Genomic DNA, 17,582 nt, shown 5'->3' with positions numbered 1-17,582 from the left:
GCCTGAGGTGAATTTCATCCGAACGCTTCGACCAACCGGGGCGCGATGCGCTCCAGGGCTAGTATTTCCACCGCCGCACCAATCGCGGCGGCGGCCTTGGGCATGCCATAGACGGCGCAGCTGGCCTGGTCCTGGGCGATGGTCAGGAACCCCCGGCCGCGCATGCGCTTGAGTCCCTCGGCACCGTCCCGCCCCATGCCAGTGAGCAGCACACCGATGGCGTCGGCCTTCCAGTGCTCCACCAGGCTGTCAAAGAACACGTCAATGGACGGCCGGTATACATGGCTGGTGGGTTCGGCGGTGTAGGCCAACTCGCCATTGCGCATCAGCCGTAAGTGATTGTTGGTGCCGGCCAGGAGGATGGTTCCCGGCTGCGGTGGCTCACCTTCCCGCGCCAGGCGCACCGGCAGGCGGGATTCGCTGGCCAGCCAGTCGGCCATGCCAGCGGCGAAGACTTCATCCACATGCTGCACCAGCACCACCGACGCCGAGAAGTTTTCCGGCAACTGCTTGAGCAACTGCGCCAGGGAGGCCGGGCCACCCGCGGATGCGCCGATAGCCACCAGGCGCTGGCTGCCGCTGCGTTGGGCCCGTGGTTCGGTGGCGCCACGGCCGCGGTTGTCACGCTGGCCCATGAGCCAGCCGATATTCTGGATCTTGCGCAGCAACTGGGCCGCTTCCCGGGCCTGGCCGCTGCCGAGCCCGGGCGTGTTCACCGCATCCACAGCGCCATGGCCCATGGCCTCGAACACCCGGTGCACGTTCTGTTCGATATCCACCGTCACGATGAGGATGGCGCATGGGCTGCGGGCCATGATCTGCCGCGTCGCCTCGACCCCATCCATCACCGGCATCAACAGGTCCATCAGCACCACATCCGGCACATCCCGACGGCAGCACTCCACCGCTTCCGCACCATTGCCCGCCACCCAGGCAATCTGGTGCGCCGGCTCCAGGGCCAGGGCCCGGCGCAGCGCTTCCACGGCCAGGGGCATGTCGTTGACTATCCCTATCCTCACCCTTGCGCCTCCCCAATCAGCATGACGACCGCATCCAGCAACGCTTCGTCATGGAAGCTGGCCTTCGCCAGATAATAGTCGGCGCCGGCATCCAGGCCGCGACGTCGGTCCTCTTCACGGTCCTTGTAGGACACCACCATCACCGGCAGGGACTGCAGACGATTATCACGGCGCACCAGGGTGACCAACTCGATACCGTCCATGCGCGGCATGTCGATATCGGTGATCAACAGGTCGAAATGCTCGGAACGCAGGGCGTTCCATCCATCCATGCCGTCTACGGCCACCGCCACGTCGTATCCGCGGCCGGCCAGCAGCTTGCGCTCCAGTTCGCGCACAGTGAGGGAATCGTCCACCACCAGCACGCGCTTGCGCTGGGCACCGGCTCCCTGGCGGCCGGTGCGATCGACCTTTTCCAGGCGGCCACTGCCGAGCAGTTTGCCGACGGATTTCAGCAGGTCCTCGACATCGAGAATCAGCACCGGCCGGCCATCGTCCAGCAACGCCCCGGCGGACAGGTCCTGGACCTTGCCCAGGCGCGGGTCCAGCGGCATCACCACCAGCGTGCGCTCGCCGATGAAACGTTCCACGGCCACGCCGTAGCGGGTATCGCGCTCGCTGATCAGCACCACCGGGATGCCGGCCTCGTCACGCTTGCCCTCGGCGCACTGGAGAATCTGGCTGGCCGAGATCAGCCCCACGTGCCGGCCCTCGTGCCAGAAATGCTGGCGGCCTTCGAGCTGGACGATGTCTTCGTGCTGCAGCCGGGTCATGCGTTCGATATGGGCCAACGGGAAGGCATAGGCCTCGCCGCCCACCTCCACCACCAGGCTGCGCACCACGGACAGGGTCAGTGGCACTTCGATGTGGAAGGTCGCGCCCTGCCCGCTGCGCTGCTCCATGCGTACGCCGCCGCGCAACTGGCGCACCATGTGCTGCACCGCATCCAGGCCGACACCGCGTCCGGACACCTCGGTCACCTGTTCACGCATGCTGAAGCCGGGCAGGAAGAGGAAGGCGAGCAACTCCTCCTCGGTCATCCGCGTGGCGGTCTCGAGGCTGGCGAACTGGCGGGCAACCACCGCATCACGCAGGCGCTCCAGATCCACGCCGGCGCCATCGTCGGCCAGCTCCAGCAGCAGCATGCCGGCATGGTGACGGGCATGCAGACGGATCACGCCCTCTTCCGGCTTGCCCAGCCGCTGGCGAACCTGCGGGCTCTCGATACCGTGATCCACCGCGTTGCGCAGCAGGTGGGTGAGCGGCGCCTCCAGGCGCTCCAGCACATCGCGGTCGACCTGGGTGGTTTCACCGCTCACCTCAAGCCGTACCGGCTTGCCCAGCGAGCGCCCCAGGTCACGGACCATCCTCGCCTGGCCGGACAGCACGTCGGCAAAGGGCCGCATGCGCGAGGCCAGGGCGGCGTCGTAGAGCAACTGGGCGCGCTGGCCACCTTGCCAACCGAATTCGTCGAAATCAGCCATATGGCTGGCGAGCACCTGTTGGCACTCACCGAGCAGTTGCCGAGCCTCACCGAGCATCACCTGGGCCTGCGGGTCGAGGGTGCCGTCCAGTACCGACTCCCGGGCCACATCCAGGGCACGACTGGCGCTGGCCTGGAGGCGTTTGAGGCGGTGCAGCGCGTCATTCAGCGGCTTGATGCGCTGGAACTCCACCAGCGACTTGCTGGAGATATCCAGCAAGTGATCGAGGCGCTCGGCGCTAACCCGCAGCACCCGGTCGCGGGCCTCGGTGCCATTGTCCACGGGGCCGGGCGTTTCGACCTCGCGACGCGCGGGCTCCGGCATCGGCGCCTCAGGGGCGACTGACTCGAGCAGGACCGGCTCGATAAGCGCCTGGGGCGGTGGCGACGGTGTCTCACCGGGGCCGCCTTGCAATCGGGCGATCAGCGCCTCGATGCTCTCGCGGCCGGCATTCTCCGCCCAGTCCGCCTCACTGCCGATGCGCAGCAGAAGGTCGGAGCCCTGCAGCAGCGCGTCGATACTGTCCGGTTGAAGCCGCACGTGGCCCTGGCGCGCGGCTTCCAGCAGGTCTTCCATCACATGGGCGACCCGCACCCCGGCATCGAGCCCGACGATGCGTGCTGCCCCCTTCAGGGAATGGGCCGCGCGCATGCAGGCTTCCAGTTGGTCGGCTTGCGTCGGATTGCGCTCCAGTACCAGCAATCCGATATTGAGTACCTGGGTCTGGGCCTCCGCCTCCAGGCGGAACAGCTCCAGCAGGGATGCGTCGCGCATCTGGTCCGGGGTCATGCCAGGCTCCTTGCCATGGCCTGCAGCAGCAGACCTTCATCCAGCAGCGTGATGCTGCGGCCTCGCCACTGCACCACACCCGAGGCGAACTGGCGTGCGGCCAGATCCGGGGTACGTCCGGGATCAACCATCGCGTCCAGGGGAATGCCGTGGATACCATCCACTTCATCCACCGGCGCCACCAGCGGACCGCCCTGGCTGGCGAAGATCAGCAACCGGGGTACCACGCGGCGCTCACCGCTCACTTCACTGCCCTTCTCCAGCCCCAGCAGTTCGCTCAAGGACAGGCACGCCACCAGGGCACCGCGCACATTGGTCACGCCCAGCAAGGCCAGGGAGCGCTGGTGCGGCAGCGAGTGGATAGGATTGATGGCCGCCACCTCCACCAGGCAGCGGGTCGCCAGGCCCAGCCACTCCTCTCCCAGACGGAATACCAGCGTTGAGCGACGCTCGCGTGCATCCTCCTCGGGCTGGTCAGCGGGAACCGCAGCAGCGTCCTCACGGATCAGTGCGTAGCGGTCGAGCAGCAAGGTGGCGGCCACCGCATGCACCTCGCAATTACGGCAATGCACATGGATGGCCAGACGTTCGCAAGACTTGTCGCCATGCACTCCGATGCGATTCCAGCAGTCGTCCACCGCCGGCAACTGGTCGCTGGCGATCAGAGGCAGTCGGTTATCAGCCATGGTTGTTCAGTCCCCGATTGGCGCGCTGCTGCAGGCGTTGTGCGCCGGCCCGGTCGCCGCGGGCAGCGAGCAGCGCCGCCAGGTGGGCCAGCGCCTCGGCATGCTGCGGCTGCAAGTAAAGCGCCTTGCGGTAATTGTCCTGGGCTTCATCGACCTTGCCGGCTACATCGCTGAGCAGGCCGAGCCAGTAGAAGGCGTCGGCAGAGGGGCCGTGGGCGTTCAGAAAGGCCTCGCAGGCGGCGCGCGCGTCTTCGCTGCGACCGCTGTTGGCCAGGCTGGCGATGTTCGCCAGGTCCGCGTCGCGCCCAGCCCCTTCGGACGCGTCCTTGAGCTGCTCGGGTTTCGGCAGTGGCGGGCGCGGTCGGGCCGGAGCACGGCTGGGTAACGGCGCCACCACCGTCGGTGCAGCTACCGGGACACGGGCCTTGGCCGGCCTGGCAATCGCCTGGGGCGGCGCATGACGAAACACGAAGGCCTGTGGATAAGCCAGCGGTTGCATACCCTGCTGGCTCAGCAGGCTAGCCTCGGCCGGGCCGATGAACATGGCGCCGTCACGCTGCATCAGTCGCTTGAGCACCTCCAGCACAGCACTCTGGGTCGGGCGGTCGAAGTAGATCAGCAGGTTGCGGCAGAAGACGAAATCGTAGGGTGCCTCCCCGGCGAGCAGGCCGGGGTCCAGCAGGTTGCCACGCATGAAGCGAACCTTGGCCCCCACCTGCCGGGTCAGGGCGTAGCCCTCCCCGGTGGGCAGGAAATAGCGCTCGCGAAAGCCCAGGTCGTCGCCACGGAACGAGTTGCGTCCATAGATACCCTGGCGCGCCCGTTCCAGCACCCGCTCGCTGACGTCCACCGCGTCCACCTGGAACAACCCCGGCGCGAGCCCGGCATCCAGCAGCGCCATGACGATGGAAAACGGCTCCTCCCCCGTGGAACAGGGCAGGCTGAGGATGCGCAAGGGACGCCCCCCCGCCAGCTCCGGCAGCCGCTCGAAGGCCAGGCGGCCGAGGGCGGCGAAGGATTCGGGATAGCGGAAAAACCAGGTTTCCGGCACCACCACGGCCTCGACCAGCGCCTGCTGCTCACCTGGCGAAGCGTTTAGGGTGGTCCAGTAGGCATCTTCGTCGCGGCTGCCGCAGGCGCCCATGCGCTGGCGTACCGCACGCTCGATGACCACCCGGCCGACGGACTCCGCCTCCAGGCCGATGCGGACCTTCAACAGGGTTTCGAAGCGCTCGATCATGCCGCCCCCTCCGCCGCTGGGAAGAGCAGCGCGCGGACTTCGTCCGACAGCAGATCGGCCACGCGGATGTGCTGCACCAGGCCATCAGGGCCTTGGTAGACCGGCCCCAGGTAGCGTGCATCGCGCGGCTCCAAACCGTAATCGCAGAACTCGTCAGGACGGCAGCGCAGGGTATCGGTGGCCTGTTCGAGGATCAGCCCGAGCCATCGCGGTTGGCCCGCCAGGGGGTACTGCACCAGCACCAGGCGAGTGCTGGTTCGCAACTGCGCCGGCTGGCCGAAGGCGAGTACACCGAGGTCGAGCACGGGAACCAGCACACCGCGGTGAGAAAACACCCCGGCAACCCAGGCCGGCGCCTCAGGCAGTTGCTTCAACTGCCGCAGGGGTAGCACCTCGACCACCTCATGAACATCCAGTGCATAGCGGTCGCCGCCCATGCGGAACTGCAGGTAGAGCCTGCCCCTGGCCGTACGAACCGGGGCGCGGGTTAGGCTTGGACACATGGCGCCGACTCAGACCTTGAAGCGGCTGACGCCGGTTCGCAGGCCGTTGGCCACGAGATTCAGTTCGTCAATGGCAGAACTGGCCTGGCGCAGCGATTCCACCGTCTGCCCCGTAGCCTCGCCCAATTGCACCAGGGCCTGGTTGATCTGCTCGGCGCCAGTGGCCTGGGCCTGCATGCCCTCGTTGACCATCTGCACCCGCGGCGCCAGGGCCTGCACCTGCTGGATGATCTGCGACAGCTGCTCACCCACCTGCCCCACTTCGGCAATGCCGCGGCGCACTTCCTCGGAGAACTTGTCCATGCCCATGACCCCGGCGGACACCGCCGACTGGATTTCGCGCACCATCTGTTCGATGTCGTAGGTCGCCACGGCAGTCTGGTCAGCCAGGCGGCGCACCTCGGTGGCCACCACGGCGAATCCACGGCCATATTCGCCGGCCTTCTCCGCCTCGATGGCGGCATTGAGGGACAGCAGGTTGGTCTGGTCAGCCACCTTGACGATGGTGGTAACCACCTGGTTGATGTTGCCGGCCTTCTCATTGAGGATCGCCAGCTTGGCGTTCACCAGCTCGGCGGCGCCCATCACCTGGTGCATGGTGTCCTCCATGCGCGCCAGGCCCAGTTGGCCGGAGCCGGCGAGGATGGACGTCTGCTCGGCGGTACCGGATACCTCGGTCATGGTACGGACCAGATCGCGGGAGGTCGCGGCGATTTCCCGCGACGTGGCGCCGATCTCGGTGGTGGTGGCGGCGGTTTCGGTGGCGGTCGCCTGCTGCTGCTTGGACGTGGCAGCGATCTCGGTCACCGAAGTGGTGACCTGCACAGCGGAACGCTGAGCCTGGGCTACCAGGGCCTTGAGCTCGTCGGCCATGCTGTTGAAGCCGGTCTCGATGGCATTGAATTCGTCCTTGCGCTTGAGGTCGAGGCGCGTCGACAAGTCGCCGCCGCCCATGACCCGGAGCGTTTCGACGATCCCGCTGACCGGGCGGGTGATAGCCCGCAGCAGCAGCAAGCCGCAGACGACGGCGGCCGCAACCGCCAGCATCATGGCCAGGAGCATGCTGCGCTCGGCATTGCGCACCGAGGCGACGATCTCGGTGATCGATTGCTCGCTCCTGTTGCGGTTGCCTTCGATCAGGTCATTGAGCTGCGTGCGTCCTTCGCTCCACTGCTCCACAAGTGCAGTTTCGAACGTGACGCGGGCCTCATCCGGCCGGCTTTCCTTCAACGCTTCCAGCACCGTGGCCTGGTGCGTCGCGTACGCCTTGCGGATTGCCTCGAAGGCCTCGAAGTCCTCGCGATCGCCCTCGTCGCTGATGGTGCTCTCGTAGCCCTTGATCAGCTCATCCAGCGCGGTATTACTCTCGTCCAGGTCCTTGCGGTCGGTGTGATAGATGGTGCCGCCCGAAACGCCATCGCTTTGAAGCAGCGCCTGGGTACGCAGAAGATTGTCGGTCCAGCCGCTGCGGATCTTGCTGATGTAGTACATGCCCGGCACGGAGTCCTTCAGCACCCGCTCGCCTTCGAGCTCGATGTTCCTCAGCTGCAGGTAGGACATGCCGGCCATCAGCAACATGATGGCGATGATCACCGCGAAACTTGCCTGGATACGCAAGCGAACAGTCCAGTTCTTCACAAATCTTCCCCGTTACCAGTGCCCGAATTCTCAGTGTCGCCGGGCCATTGGCCGCGACTCTAGTGAACAAGCCAGGGCGCCCGCAAGCTCCAAAAGGACGTAGATTTACGTCGCCAGAAAGCCGGCGGCGCGCAGCTTTGGGGAGTTTGGCAGAAAGTTTCCGGTTTGCAGGGTATGCGTTGATGGACAGTCGCCATGGGAGCGATTTCGATCACGGATCGGTTCGCCCCCACTACCGAGTACCCGTCAGGCCAGCTCTTGTCGAACCTGCCGCTCCAGCTCGATCTTGAGCCCCGGTTCGAGCCGCAGCTGACGAGCCAGTTCTTCCAGGTAGGCACGCTCCATGAAGTGCTCTTCGTCCACCATCAGCACGCTGGCCAGGTACATCTCGGCGGCCATTTCCGGGGTGGTGGCCGCACGAGCCACGTCGGCCGGGTCCAGTGGCTTGTTCAGTTCGGCGTCCAGCCAGCGGTGGAGTTCCGCGTCCTGGGTCAGCTTGCCCAGTTCTTCTTCTATTAGCTGGCGTTCACGGGCATCCACATGGCCATCGGCCTTGGCCGCCGCCACCAGCGCCTTGAGGATGGCCTGGCTGTGCTGCTCGGCCTGAGGCGCAGGCAGGCGATCGAGGGTCTGCGGTTCGGTTGTTGGCGCGTTCGCCTGCTGGGCCTGCCAGTTGCCATAAGCCTTGTACGCCAGCACGCCAAGCGCAGCCAGGCCACCATAGGTCAGCGCCTTGCCGCCCAGTTTGCGCGCACTTTTGTTGCCCAGCAGAAGGCCCAGGGCGCCTGCCGCCAGGGCGCCACCGCCCGCCCCCTTGAGCAGACTTCCGAGGTCTCCGTTGCCGGACTTACCGCCCGAGAAGCCTCCCGATTTGCCGCCGGCTTTCTGTTGCAGCAGGTCCTGGCCGGATTTGAGCAGTTGGTCGAGCAGTCCGCGGGTATTCATCGAAGCCTCCAAATAAGTCCGAACCCAAAGATCGACCGACTCTAGCCGTTGGGATTCCCCGCGGCAGTTCGCAGTGTGCTTCGAGATATTGCTGCGGGTCCGAAAGGTGGCGGGATTGACGGATTCCATCTAAAAAAGCGAAACGCTCGTTAAGATTTCGATATTCCCTATCCATCAGCCGCCATCCAGACGCGAACCCCGCCCATGATGACCCTTCGCCAGATCCGCCACTTCATCGCCGTTGCCGAGACCGGGTCCATCTCCGCCGCGGCCCAGGCGGTGTTCATTTCCCAATCAACCCTGACCCTGGCCATCCAGCAACTGGAGGAAGAGATCGGCGTCAGCCTGTTCAATCGCCACGCCAAGGGCATGTCCCTGACCCATCAGGGGCATCAGTTCCTGCGTCAGGCGCACCTGATCCTGGCGACGGTGGAAAACGCCAAGCGCAGCCTGCAGCAAAGCACCGACCAGGTGGCGGGCAGCCTCACCATCGGTGTGACCAGCCTGGTGGCCGGTTACTACCTGGCCGACCTCATCACCCGTTTCCAGCGCGCCTATCCCAACGTGAAAACCCGGGTGGTCGAAGACGAGCGTCCCTACATCGAGCATTTGCTGGTCAGCGGCGAGATCGATGTAGGCGTGCTGATTCTCTCCAACCTGGAAGACCGCCACGCCCTGCAGACCGAGGTACTGACCCATTCGCCGCACCGCCTCTGGCTGCCTGCCCAGCACCCGCTGCTGGAGCGCGACAGCATCAGCCTGGCGGACGTGTCCGGCGAGCCGCTGATCCAGCTCAACGCCGACGAGATGGGGCTGCACACCCAGCGCATCTGGTCCCGCGCCGGGCTCACGCCCCAGGTGACCTTGCGCACCGCTTCGGTGGAAGCGGTGCGAAGCCTGGTGGCAGCGGGCCTCGGCCTATCGATCCAGCCGGACATGACCTACCGCCCGTGGTCGCTGGAGGGCGACATCATCGAGGCCCGCCCGCTGGTGGACCTGGGTGCGCCGCTGGACGTGGGCCTGGCCTGGCGGCGCGGTACCGCCCGCCCGCCCCTGGTAGACCCTTTCCTCACCGTGGCGCGGGAACAGCCGAACAACCGCAGGCCTTCGATTTAATCGAATGCAACTTTCAATATTTAGAATTTGTCGACCCCAGGCCCGACCTCTAGTCTCTGCTCCCCATAAGCAGAGGCATGCCGGGCCCACCCAGGGAGCACCGGGATGACTGAAGAACAAAAACCCGAGAAGAAACGAGCCAGCAAGATGACCGGCGCCGCCAGCACACCGACCCTGCACACCGAACTGCTGATCGACGGCCAGCTCGTCACCGGCGAAGGGCTGGCCGAGCCGATCATCAACCCCGCCAGCGGCGAAACCCTGGTAGCCATTGCCGAAGCGTCCATCGAGCAGGTGGAAGCCGCCGTCGCCGCCGCTAACCGCGCCTTCCCCCGTTGGTCGCGCACCACCCCCGCGCAACGTGCCGCCGCCCTGCTGGCCATCGCCGATGCCATCGAAAAACGCGCCGACCAACTGTCCCACCTGGAAGCCCTGAACTGTGGCAAGCCGCTGCACCTGGCGCGCCAGGACGACATCCCCGCCACCGCCGACGTGTTCCGCTTCTTCGCCGGCGCGGTGCGCTGCCAGCAGGGCCAGCTCGCTGGCGAGTACGTGCCTGGCCACACCAGTCTAGTGCGCCGCGATCCCGTGGGCGTGGTCGCCTCCATCGCGCCCTGGAACTACCCACTGATGATGGCGGCCTGGAAGATCGCGCCGGCGCTGGCCGCCGGTAATACCCTGATCTTCAAGCCTTCCGAACACACTCCGCTGTCCATTCTGGCGCTGGCACCGGCCCTCGCGGAAATCCTCCCGCCGGGGGTGATCAATATCCTCTGCGGCGGTGGCGACAGTGTTGGCAGCCAGTTGGTGAGCCACCCGCGCGTGCGCATGGTGTCGCTCACCGGCGATATCGTCACCGGCCAGAAGATCCTGCAGAGCGCCGCCCGCACCCTGAAGCGCACCCATCTGGAACTGGGCGGCAAGGCGCCGGTGATCGTCTGCAACGACGCCGACATCGATGCCGTGGTCCAGGGTGTGCGTACCCACGGCTACTACAACGCCGGCCAGGACTGCACCGCCGCCTGCCGCCTCTACGCCCAGGCCGGCATCCACGACCGTCTGGTGAGCGAACTGGGCGAGGCCGTGGCCAGCCTGCGCTTCGCCCGCAAGCGCGATCAGGACAATGAAATCGGCCCACTGATCAGCGCGCGCCAGCGCGACCGCGTGGCCAGCTTCGTCGAGCGCGCCCTGGGCCAACCGCACATCGAACGGGTCACCGGCGCCGCCGTGCATTCAGGCGCGGGTTTCTACTACCAGCCAACCCTCCTGGCCGGCTGCAAGCAGCAGGACGAGATCGTCCAGCGCGAAGTCTTCGGCCCGGTGGTCACCGTCACCCGGTTCGACGACCTTGCCCAGGCCGTGGACTGGGCCAACGACTCCGAGTACGGCCTGGCCTCCTCCGTCTGGACCCAGAACCTGGACAAGGCCATGCAGGTCGCCGCACGCCTGCAGTACGGCTGCACCTGGATCAACACCCATTTCATGCTGGCGAGCGAAATGCCCCACGGCGGGCTCAAGCGCTCCGGCTACGGCAAGGACCTGTCCAGCGATTCGTTGCAGGACTACAGCGTGGTGCGACACATCATGGCCCGTCACGGCACTGATTTTTAAGAGAACAAGAACGCACCAGCCTGCTTCATCTGCCCCGACCAATAACGAAAAAGAGGGAACAACATGTCCGTGCGCAAAACCGCCCTGCTCAGCGCAGTGGCCACCGCCATCCTCGCCAGCGGCAGCCTGCAGGCCGCCGAAGCCCTGAAACAAGTCGGCGCCGGCGAAGGCCAGCTCGACATCATCGCCTGGCCCGGCTACATCGAGCGCGGCGAGTCGGACAAGAACTACGACTGGGTCACCCAGTTCGAGAAAGACACCGGCTGCAAGGTCAACGTGAAGACCGCCGCCACCTCCGACGAGATGGTCAGCCTGATGACCAAGGGCGGCTATGACCTGGTCACCGCCTCCGGCGACGCCTCGCTGCGCCTGATCTACGGCAAGCGCGTACAGCCGATCAATCCGGACCTGATTCCCAATCTGAAGAACCTCGACCCACGCCTGAAGGACGCGCCCTGGTTCACCGTCGAGGGTAAATCCTACGGTACGCCCTACCAGTGGGGCCCGAACCTGCTCATGTACAGCACCAAGGCCTTCAAGCAGGCGCCGGACAGCTGGAGCGCGGTGTTCGAGCCCCAGCAACTGGCCGACGGCAAAGCCAACAAGGGCCGCGTGCAGGCCTACGACGGCCCGATCTACATTGCCGACGCCGCCCTCTACCTGAAATCCGCCAAACCGGAACTGGGCATCCAGGACCCTTACCAACTGACCGAAGCGCAGTACGCCGCCGTGCTCGACCTGCTGCGCAAGCAACACGGCCTGGTGCACCGTTATTGGCACGACGCGACCGTGCAGATGAGCGACTTCAAGAACGAAGGCGTGGCCGCCTCCAGCACCTGGGGCTACATGGCCAACACCCTGAAAGCCGAAGGCCAGCCAGTCGCCACCGTGTTCCCGAAGGAAGGCGTCACCGGTTGGGCCGACACCACCATGCTGCACGCCGAGGCCAAGCACCCGAGCTGCGCCTACAAGTGGATGAACTGGTCGCTCGAACCCAAAGTCCAGGGCGACGTCTCCGCCTGGTTCGGCGCCCTGCCGGCCGTGCCCGCCGGCTGCAAGGCCAGCGCCCTGCTCGGTGCCGAGGGTTGTGCCACCAACGGCTATGACCAGTTCGACAAGATCGCCTTCTGGAAGACCCCGCAGGCCGAGGGCGGCAAGTTCGTGCCCTATAGCCGTTGGACGCAGGACTACATCGCGATCATGGGCGGTCGCTGAACTGGCTGCGCGACCTGATGGCGGCGTTGCGTCCTCACTCGGCGCTTCGCCTACCAGAAGGTATGTCTCGCGCCTCGCTGCGGGGCGCCTTGCCCTCAGGCCGCTCGCTCAGTCCAGCCCCTAGCACGATGAAACCTCCCCTCTCCCTCTGGGAGAGGGCGTTTGTCCACACCATCTGAAATTCCCGCAGGGCTTCCACCGCGAAGCCCCGCCCAAGTCTTGTCTTTTTTCGCGTCACTGGAGCACCGCACCATGACTCTTGCTGTCCAGTTCACCCAGGTTTCCCGCCAGTTCGGCGAGGTCAAGGCCGTCGACCGGGTATCCATCGATATCAAGGACGGCGAGTTCTTCTCCATGCTCGGCCCCTCGGGCTCGGGCAAGACCACCTGCCTGCGCCTGATCGCCGGCTTCGAGCAACCCACCTCGGGCTCCATCCGCATCCACGGTGAAGAGGCCGCCGGCCTGCCACCGTACGAGCGCGATGTGAACACCGTGTTCCAGGACTACGCCCTGTTCCCGCACATGAACGTGCGCGACAACGTCGCCTATGGTCTGAAGGTAAAAGGCGTGGCCCGCGCCGAGCGCCTGGCCCGCGCTGAGGAAGCCCTGGGGATGGTCGCCCTGGCCGGTTACGGCGACCGCAAGCCCGCGCAGCTGTCTGGTGGCCAGCGCCAGCGCGTGGCCCTGGCTCGCGCCCTGGTCAACCGTCCGCGCGTGCTGCTGCTGGACGAGCCGCTGGGCGCGCTGGACCTCAAGCTGCGCGAACAGATGCAGAGCGAGCTGAAAAAGCTGCAGCGCCAGCTCGGCATCACCTTCATCTTCGTCACCCACGACCAGGGCGAGGCACTGTCCATGTCCGATCGCGTGGCCGTATTCAACAAGGGCCGCATCGAACAGGTGGACACCCCACGCAACCTGTACATGAAGCCGGCCACACCCTTCGTTGCGGAATTCGTGGGCACCTCCAACGTCCTGCGTGGCGACCTGGCCCGCCAGCTCACCGGCACCGACCAGCCCTTCTCCATCCGCCCCGAGCACATCCGCTTCGCCAGCGGCGAGCACAACGGCAGCGATGTGGAGATCAGCGGCCTGCTTCACGACATCCAGTACCAGGGCGCTGCCACCCGCTATGAGATCCGTCTGGATAACGGCCAGAACCTCTGCGTCAGCCTGGCCAACAGCCAGTGGCAGGACGCCGCGCCGCTGCACCAGCAGGGCCAGGTGGTTACCGCCCGCTGGGCGCGCGATGCCATGGTCCAGCTGACCGAGGGCGCGTGACATGGAACTGACCCTCAACGCCGAGCGGCCGAGCGCCGCCAATGGCCTGATGCGCAGGTTGTCGAGCCTGCTCTACCGCCGTCCGACCTTGTATCTCTCGCTGCTGCTGGTGCCGCCGCTGCTGTGGTTTGGCGCCATCTACCTGGGTTCGCTGCTGACGCTGCTCTGGCAGGGTTTCTACACCTTCGACGACTTCACCATGACGGTGTCGACGGACCTGACTCTGGTCAACTTTGGCGCACTGTTCCAGGCCGCCAACTTCGACATCATCGTGCGCACGCTGAGCATGGCCATGGCGGTGTCCATCGCCAGCGCCGCCCTGGCCTTCCCCATCGCCTACTACATGGCGCGCTACACCACGGGCAAGACCAAGGCGTTCTTCTACATCGCGGTGATGATGCCCATGTGGGCCAGCTACATCGTCAAGGCCTACGCCTGGACCCTGCTGCTGGCCAAGGGCGGCGTGGTGATGTGGTTCGTCCAGGCGCTGCACCTGCAGCCGCTGCTGGAACTGCTGCTGGGCGTGCCCGGCGTGGGTGGCAGCACCCTGTCGACCTCGCACCTGGGGCGCTTCCTGGTGTTCGTCTACATCTGGCTGCCGTTCATGATCCTGCCGATCCAGGCTTCCCTGGAGCGCCTGCCGCCCTCGCTGCTGCAAGCTTCGGCCGACCTCGGCGCACACCCGCGCCAGACCTTCATGCAGGTGATCCTGCCGCTGTCGGTGCCGGGTATCGCCGCCGGTTCGATCTTCACCTTCAGCCTGACCCTGGGCGACTTCATCGTGCCGCAGCTGGTGGGCCCGCCGGGCTACTTCATCGGCAGCATGGTCTACGCCCAGCAGGGCGCCATCGGCAACATGCCCATGGCTGCTGCCTTCACCCTGGTGCCGATCGTGCTGATCGCCGTGTACCTGTCCATCGTCAAACGCCTGGGGGCCTTCGATGCACTCTGACAAAGCCTCTATGGGCCTGAAAGCGGCCGCCTGGGGCGGGCTGGCATTCCTGCACATCCCGATCCTGATTATCTTCCTGTACGCCTTCAATACCGAAGACGCCGCGTTCAGCTTCCCGCCGCAGGGCTTCACCCTGCACTGGTTCAGCGTTGCCTTCGGCCGTGCCGACGTGCTGGAAGCGATCAAGCTGTCGGCGCAGGTGGCTGCCATTGCCACTCTGATCGCCGTGGTGCTCGGTACCCTGGCAGCGGCTGCGCTCTACCGCCGCAGCTTCTTCGGCAAGGAAGGCATCTCACTGATGCTGATCCTGCCAATCGCCCTGCCCGGCATCATCACCGGCATCGCGCTGCTCTCGGCCTTCAAGGGACTGGGCATCGAGCCAGGCCTTCTGACCATCGTCATCGGCCACGCCACCTTCTGCGTGGTGATCGTCCACAACAACGTGATCGCGCGGTTCCGCCGCACCTCCCACAGCCTCATCGAAGCCTCGATGGACCTGGGTGCCGACGGCTGGCAGACCTTCCGCCACATCATCCTGCCGAACCTGGGCTCGGCCCTGCTGGCAGGCGGCATGCTGGCCTTCGCGCTGTCGTTCGACGAGATCATCGTCACCACCTTCACCGCCGGCCACGAACGCACGCTGCCGATCTGGCTGCTCAACCAGCTCAGCCGCCCGCGCGACGTCCCCGTGACCAACGTGGTGGCGATGCTGGTGATGCTGGTGACCATGCTGCCCATCCTCGGTGCCTACTACCTGACCAAGGGCGGCGAGGGCGTGGCGGGTAGCGGGAAGTAAAGCCCTGTATGCACCCTCTCCCCTTCTTGTCTCCCCTCGCCCGCTTGCGGGAGAGGGGCCGGGGGAGAGGGCAGTCCGAGCCACACCGAATTTCCCTCACCCCAACCCCTCTCCCAGGGGGAGAGGGGCTAGACCGAACGAGGACCTAACCCATGCAAACCAAGCTCCTGATCAATGGCCAGCTCGTCGCCGGCGAAGGCCCCAGCCTCGCCGTGCTCAACCCGTCCCTGGGCACCGCCCTGGTGGAAATCGCCGAGTCCACCCCGGCCCAGGTGGACGCCGCCGTGCGGGCCGCCGACGCCGCTTTCCCGGCCTGGTCGCAAACCCCGCCGAAGGACCGCGCCACCCTGCTGCTGAAACTCGCCGACACCATCGACGCTCACGCCGAGGAACTGGCCCGCCTGGAATCACAGAACTGCGGCAAACCCTACGCCGCCGCGCTGAACGACGAACTGCCGGCCGTCGCCGATGTATTCCGCTTCTTCGCTGGCGCCAGCCGCTGCATGAGCGGCTCCGCCGCGGGCGAATACTTGCCCGGCCACACCTCGATGATCCGCCGCGACCCGGTCGGCGTAGTGGCCTCCATCGCGCCGTGGAACTACCCGCTGATGATGGCCGCCTGGAAGCTCGGTCCGGCGCTCGCCGCCGGCAACACCGTGGTGCTGAAGCCCTCCGAGCAGACCCCGCTGACCGCACTGAAGCTCGCCGAATTCATCAATGAGATCTTCCCCGCTGGCGTGGTGAACCTGGTCTTCGGCCGTGGCCCGAGTGTCGGTGAGCCGCTGGTGACCCATCCGAAAGTCCGCATGGTCTCGCTGACCGGCTCGGTCGCCACCGGTAGCCGCATCATCGCCGGCACCGCCGACAGCGTGAAACGCATGCACATGGAGTTGGGTGGCAAGGCGCCGGTGATTATCTTCGACGACGCCGACATCGACGCCGCCGTGGAAGGCATCCGCACCTTCGGCTTCTACAACGCCGGGCAAGACTGCACTGCCGCCTGCCGCATCTACGCGCAGAAGGGCATCTACGAGCGCTTCGTGGCCAAACTGGGCGAAGCGGTGGGCAGCATCCAGACCGGCCTGCAGGACGACCCGGCCACCGAGCTCGGCCCGCTGATCACCGAGCAGCACCTGGAACGCGTCGAAGGTTTCGTCCAGCGCGCCAGCGCCCTGCCGCACATCCAGGTGGTCACCGGCGGTGCGCGCGTCGAAGGCCCGGGCTTCTTCTTCCAGCCCACCGTGCTCGCCGGCGCTCGCCAGGACGACGAAATCGTCCGCCGCGAAGTGTTCGGCCCGGTGGTTTCGGTCACCGCATTCGACAGCGAAGAACAGGTGCTGGCCTGGGCCAACGATTCCGACTACGGCCTGGCCTCCTCCCTCTGGACGTCCGACGTCGGCCGCGCCCACCGCCTGTCCGCGCGCCTGCAGTACGGCTGCACCTGGGTCAACACTCATTTCATGCTGGTCAGCGAAATGCCGCACGGCGGCGTCAAGCACTCCGGCTACGGCAAGGACATGTCCATGTATGGGCTGGAGGACTACACCGCCATTCGCCATGTGATGTTCAAGCACTGATCTGGCCGCCGCACGCCCAGATTCGCGCCAGCTGTTGTAGGAGCGAATTCATTCGCCAAGGGCAGCGCCGCTGCCCCCATGGAGACCCGAGGGCAGGCCTTCGGCCTGCCTGGCGATGGCAATCGCCCCTACAGAAAAATGCTCCACAGGTAGTACCCGCGATAACCACCAGGAGAACGAGCAATGCGTAATACCTTGCGTAATTTCAGCTTCATCCTGCTTTGCGCCATGGCCGGGATGGCCCAGGCGGCCGACGATGCCAAGGCCATAGTCGCCGGCTACATGGCTGCCTGGAACGCTCACGACGCCGACAAGGCCGCCAGCTTCCTGGCCGAAGACGCGGCGTACTTCGACGCCACCGTCGGTACGCCGCAACAAGGCCGTGCCGCCGCCCGCGACAACGTGATCAAGGTGTTCATCACCGCCGTGCCGAACCTCACCTGGAAGATGACCAGCGAGCCCATCGTCAGTGCTGACGGCATTGCCTTCCAATGGGAATTCGCCGGCACCAACAGCGGCGCCTGGAGTGCCGAAACCCCGGCCACCAACAAGCCGCTGAAGTTCGAAGGCGTGAGTTTCATCCGCGTGAAGAACGGCAAGATCACCTACCAGGGCGACTACTACGACGCCCTCGGTTTCAACAAGCAACTCGGCTGGTAAGCCCTTCGCCGGCGCCCGCCCCGGCGCCGGCCGTCCCCCCCACGCCCCGCCCCACCAACGATAAAAACAGCCG

Annotated in this window: 15 protein-coding genes; 8 read left to right on the top strand and 7 right to left on the bottom strand. The window is 65.9% G+C overall.

The window, feature by feature from the left end; genetic code table 11:
* Positions 1 to 14: 14 nt before the first annotated feature.
* The 7 genes from cheB to AAHM40_RS01290 all read right to left on the bottom strand — a co-directional run bounded on the left by cheB (position 15) and on the right by AAHM40_RS01290 (position 8,304).
* The gene (cheB, locus tag AAHM40_RS01320; protein ID WP_342243090.1) at positions 15 to 1,019 is read right to left on the bottom strand and encodes a chemotaxis response regulator protein-glutamate methylesterase; all 1,005 of its coding nucleotides are present in this window, start codon (positions 1,017 to 1,019) and stop codon (positions 15 to 17) included.
* Positions 1,016 to 3,292, bottom strand: coding sequence for a hybrid sensor histidine kinase/response regulator (locus AAHM40_RS01315; protein WP_342243089.1), 2,277 nt, complete (start codon positions 3,290 to 3,292; stop codon positions 1,016 to 1,018). Before AAHM40_RS01315 ends, cheB begins: the two co-directional genes overlap by 4 nt.
* Positions 3,289 to 3,978 carry a chemotaxis protein CheW gene (locus AAHM40_RS01310; RefSeq protein WP_342243088.1) on the bottom strand — a complete coding sequence of 230 codons (690 nt, stop codon included), beginning with the start codon at positions 3,976 to 3,978 and terminating at the stop codon, positions 3,289 to 3,291. Before AAHM40_RS01310 ends, AAHM40_RS01315 begins: the two co-directional genes overlap by 4 nt.
* Positions 3,971 to 5,218, bottom strand: coding sequence for a CheR family methyltransferase (locus AAHM40_RS01305; protein ID WP_342243087.1), 1,248 nt, complete (start codon positions 5,216 to 5,218; stop codon positions 3,971 to 3,973). The genes AAHM40_RS01310 and AAHM40_RS01305 overlap by 8 nt, the downstream gene beginning before the upstream one ends.
* Positions 5,215 to 5,721, bottom strand: coding sequence for a chemotaxis protein CheW (locus tag AAHM40_RS01300; protein WP_342243086.1), 507 nt, complete (start codon positions 5,719 to 5,721; stop codon positions 5,215 to 5,217). The genes AAHM40_RS01305 and AAHM40_RS01300 overlap by 4 nt, the downstream gene beginning before the upstream one ends.
* Before the next feature lie 9 nt (positions 5,722 to 5,730).
* Entirely contained in the window at positions 5,731 to 7,359 is a 1,629-nt protein-coding gene (locus tag AAHM40_RS01295; RefSeq protein ID WP_342243085.1) for a methyl-accepting chemotaxis protein, read from the bottom strand.
* Between the two features lie 246 nt (positions 7,360 to 7,605).
* Positions 7,606 to 8,304, bottom strand: coding sequence for a tellurite resistance TerB family protein (locus AAHM40_RS01290; protein WP_342243084.1), 699 nt, complete (start codon positions 8,302 to 8,304; stop codon positions 7,606 to 7,608).
* Between the two features lie 204 nt (positions 8,305 to 8,508).
* Between AAHM40_RS01290 and AAHM40_RS01285 the strand changes: the two genes are divergently transcribed.
* From AAHM40_RS01285 to AAHM40_RS01250, 8 genes are all read left to right on the top strand, one after another.
* The gene (locus AAHM40_RS01285; RefSeq protein WP_137822187.1) at positions 8,509 to 9,420 is read left to right on the top strand and encodes a LysR family transcriptional regulator; all 912 of its coding nucleotides are present in this window, start codon (positions 8,509 to 8,511) and stop codon (positions 9,418 to 9,420) included.
* Between the two features lie 105 nt (positions 9,421 to 9,525).
* Positions 9,526 to 11,031 carry a gamma-aminobutyraldehyde dehydrogenase gene (locus tag AAHM40_RS01280; RefSeq protein WP_342243083.1) on the top strand — a complete coding sequence of 502 codons (1,506 nt, stop codon included), beginning with the start codon at positions 9,526 to 9,528 and terminating at the stop codon, positions 11,029 to 11,031.
* Between the two features lie 63 nt (positions 11,032 to 11,094).
* The gene (ydcS, locus tag AAHM40_RS01275; RefSeq protein WP_342243082.1) at positions 11,095 to 12,246 is read left to right on the top strand and encodes a putative ABC transporter substrate-binding protein YdcS; all 1,152 of its coding nucleotides are present in this window, start codon (positions 11,095 to 11,097) and stop codon (positions 12,244 to 12,246) included.
* Positions 12,247 to 12,498: 252 nt separating this feature from the next.
* Positions 12,499 to 13,524: an ABC transporter ATP-binding protein gene (locus AAHM40_RS01270; protein WP_342243081.1), complete on the top strand. Its 1,026-nt coding sequence runs from the start codon at positions 12,499 to 12,501 to the stop codon at positions 13,522 to 13,524.
* 1 nt (position 13,525) lies between these two features.
* Positions 13,526 to 14,476 (top strand): ABC transporter permease, encoded by a 951-nt coding sequence (locus AAHM40_RS01265; protein WP_342243080.1) that lies wholly within the window; start codon positions 13,526 to 13,528, stop codon positions 14,474 to 14,476.
* Positions 14,466 to 15,272, top strand: a complete 807-nt coding sequence (locus AAHM40_RS01260) for an ABC transporter permease (protein ID WP_342243079.1) — start codon at positions 14,466 to 14,468, stop codon at positions 15,270 to 15,272. The genes AAHM40_RS01265 and AAHM40_RS01260 overlap by 11 nt, the downstream gene beginning before the upstream one ends.
* Before the next feature lie 152 nt (positions 15,273 to 15,424).
* Positions 15,425 to 16,849: a gamma-aminobutyraldehyde dehydrogenase gene (locus AAHM40_RS01255; protein WP_342243078.1), complete on the top strand. Its 1,425-nt coding sequence runs from the start codon at positions 15,425 to 15,427 to the stop codon at positions 16,847 to 16,849.
* 183 nt (positions 16,850 to 17,032) lie between these two features.
* A complete protein-coding gene (locus AAHM40_RS01250; protein WP_342243077.1) occupies positions 17,033 to 17,509 on the top strand; it encodes an ester cyclase in 477 nt (158 codons plus the stop codon).
* Positions 17,510 to 17,582 lie beyond the last annotated feature (73 nt).

It is taken from the genome of Pseudomonas sp. OTU5201 (assembly GCF_038440135.1).
Lineage (GTDB): Bacteria > Pseudomonadota > Gammaproteobacteria > Pseudomonadales > Pseudomonadaceae > Metapseudomonas > Metapseudomonas resinovorans.
The sequence above is the reverse complement of the archived record's forward strand: the minus strand, read 5'-3'. Positions and strand labels throughout refer to the sequence as shown.

Coding starts and splice junctions, on each gene's coding strand:
- AAHM40_RS01280 (WP_342243083.1), top strand. CDS start 9,526: ATGACTGAAGAACAAAAACCCGAGAAGAAACGAGCCAGCAAGATGACC.
- AAHM40_RS01260 (WP_342243079.1), top strand. CDS start 14,466: ATGCACTCTGACAAAGCCTCTATGGGCCTGAAAGCGGCCGCCTGGGGC.
- AAHM40_RS01270 (WP_342243081.1), top strand. CDS start 12,499: ATGACTCTTGCTGTCCAGTTCACCCAGGTTTCCCGCCAGTTCGGCGAG.
- AAHM40_RS01310 (WP_342243088.1), bottom strand. CDS start 3,978: ATGGCTGATAACCGACTGCCTCTGATCGCCAGCGACCAGTTGCCGGCG.
- AAHM40_RS01315 (WP_342243089.1), bottom strand. CDS start 3,292: ATGACCCCGGACCAGATGCGCGACGCATCCCTGCTGGAGCTGTTCCGC.
- AAHM40_RS01290 (WP_342243084.1), bottom strand. CDS start 8,304: ATGAATACCCGCGGACTGCTCGACCAACTGCTCAAATCCGGCCAGGAC.
- AAHM40_RS01300 (WP_342243086.1), bottom strand. CDS start 5,721: ATGTGTCCAAGCCTAACCCGCGCCCCGGTTCGTACGGCCAGGGGCAGG.
- AAHM40_RS01255 (WP_342243078.1), top strand. CDS start 15,425: ATGCAAACCAAGCTCCTGATCAATGGCCAGCTCGTCGCCGGCGAAGGC.
- AAHM40_RS01285 (WP_137822187.1), top strand. CDS start 8,509: ATGATGACCCTTCGCCAGATCCGCCACTTCATCGCCGTTGCCGAGACC.
- ydcS (WP_342243082.1), top strand. CDS start 11,095: ATGTCCGTGCGCAAAACCGCCCTGCTCAGCGCAGTGGCCACCGCCATC.
- AAHM40_RS01265 (WP_342243080.1), top strand. CDS start 13,526: ATGGAACTGACCCTCAACGCCGAGCGGCCGAGCGCCGCCAATGGCCTG.
- AAHM40_RS01250 (WP_342243077.1), top strand. CDS start 17,033: ATGCGTAATACCTTGCGTAATTTCAGCTTCATCCTGCTTTGCGCCATG.
- AAHM40_RS01305 (WP_342243087.1), bottom strand. CDS start 5,218: ATGATCGAGCGCTTCGAAACCCTGTTGAAGGTCCGCATCGGCCTGGAG.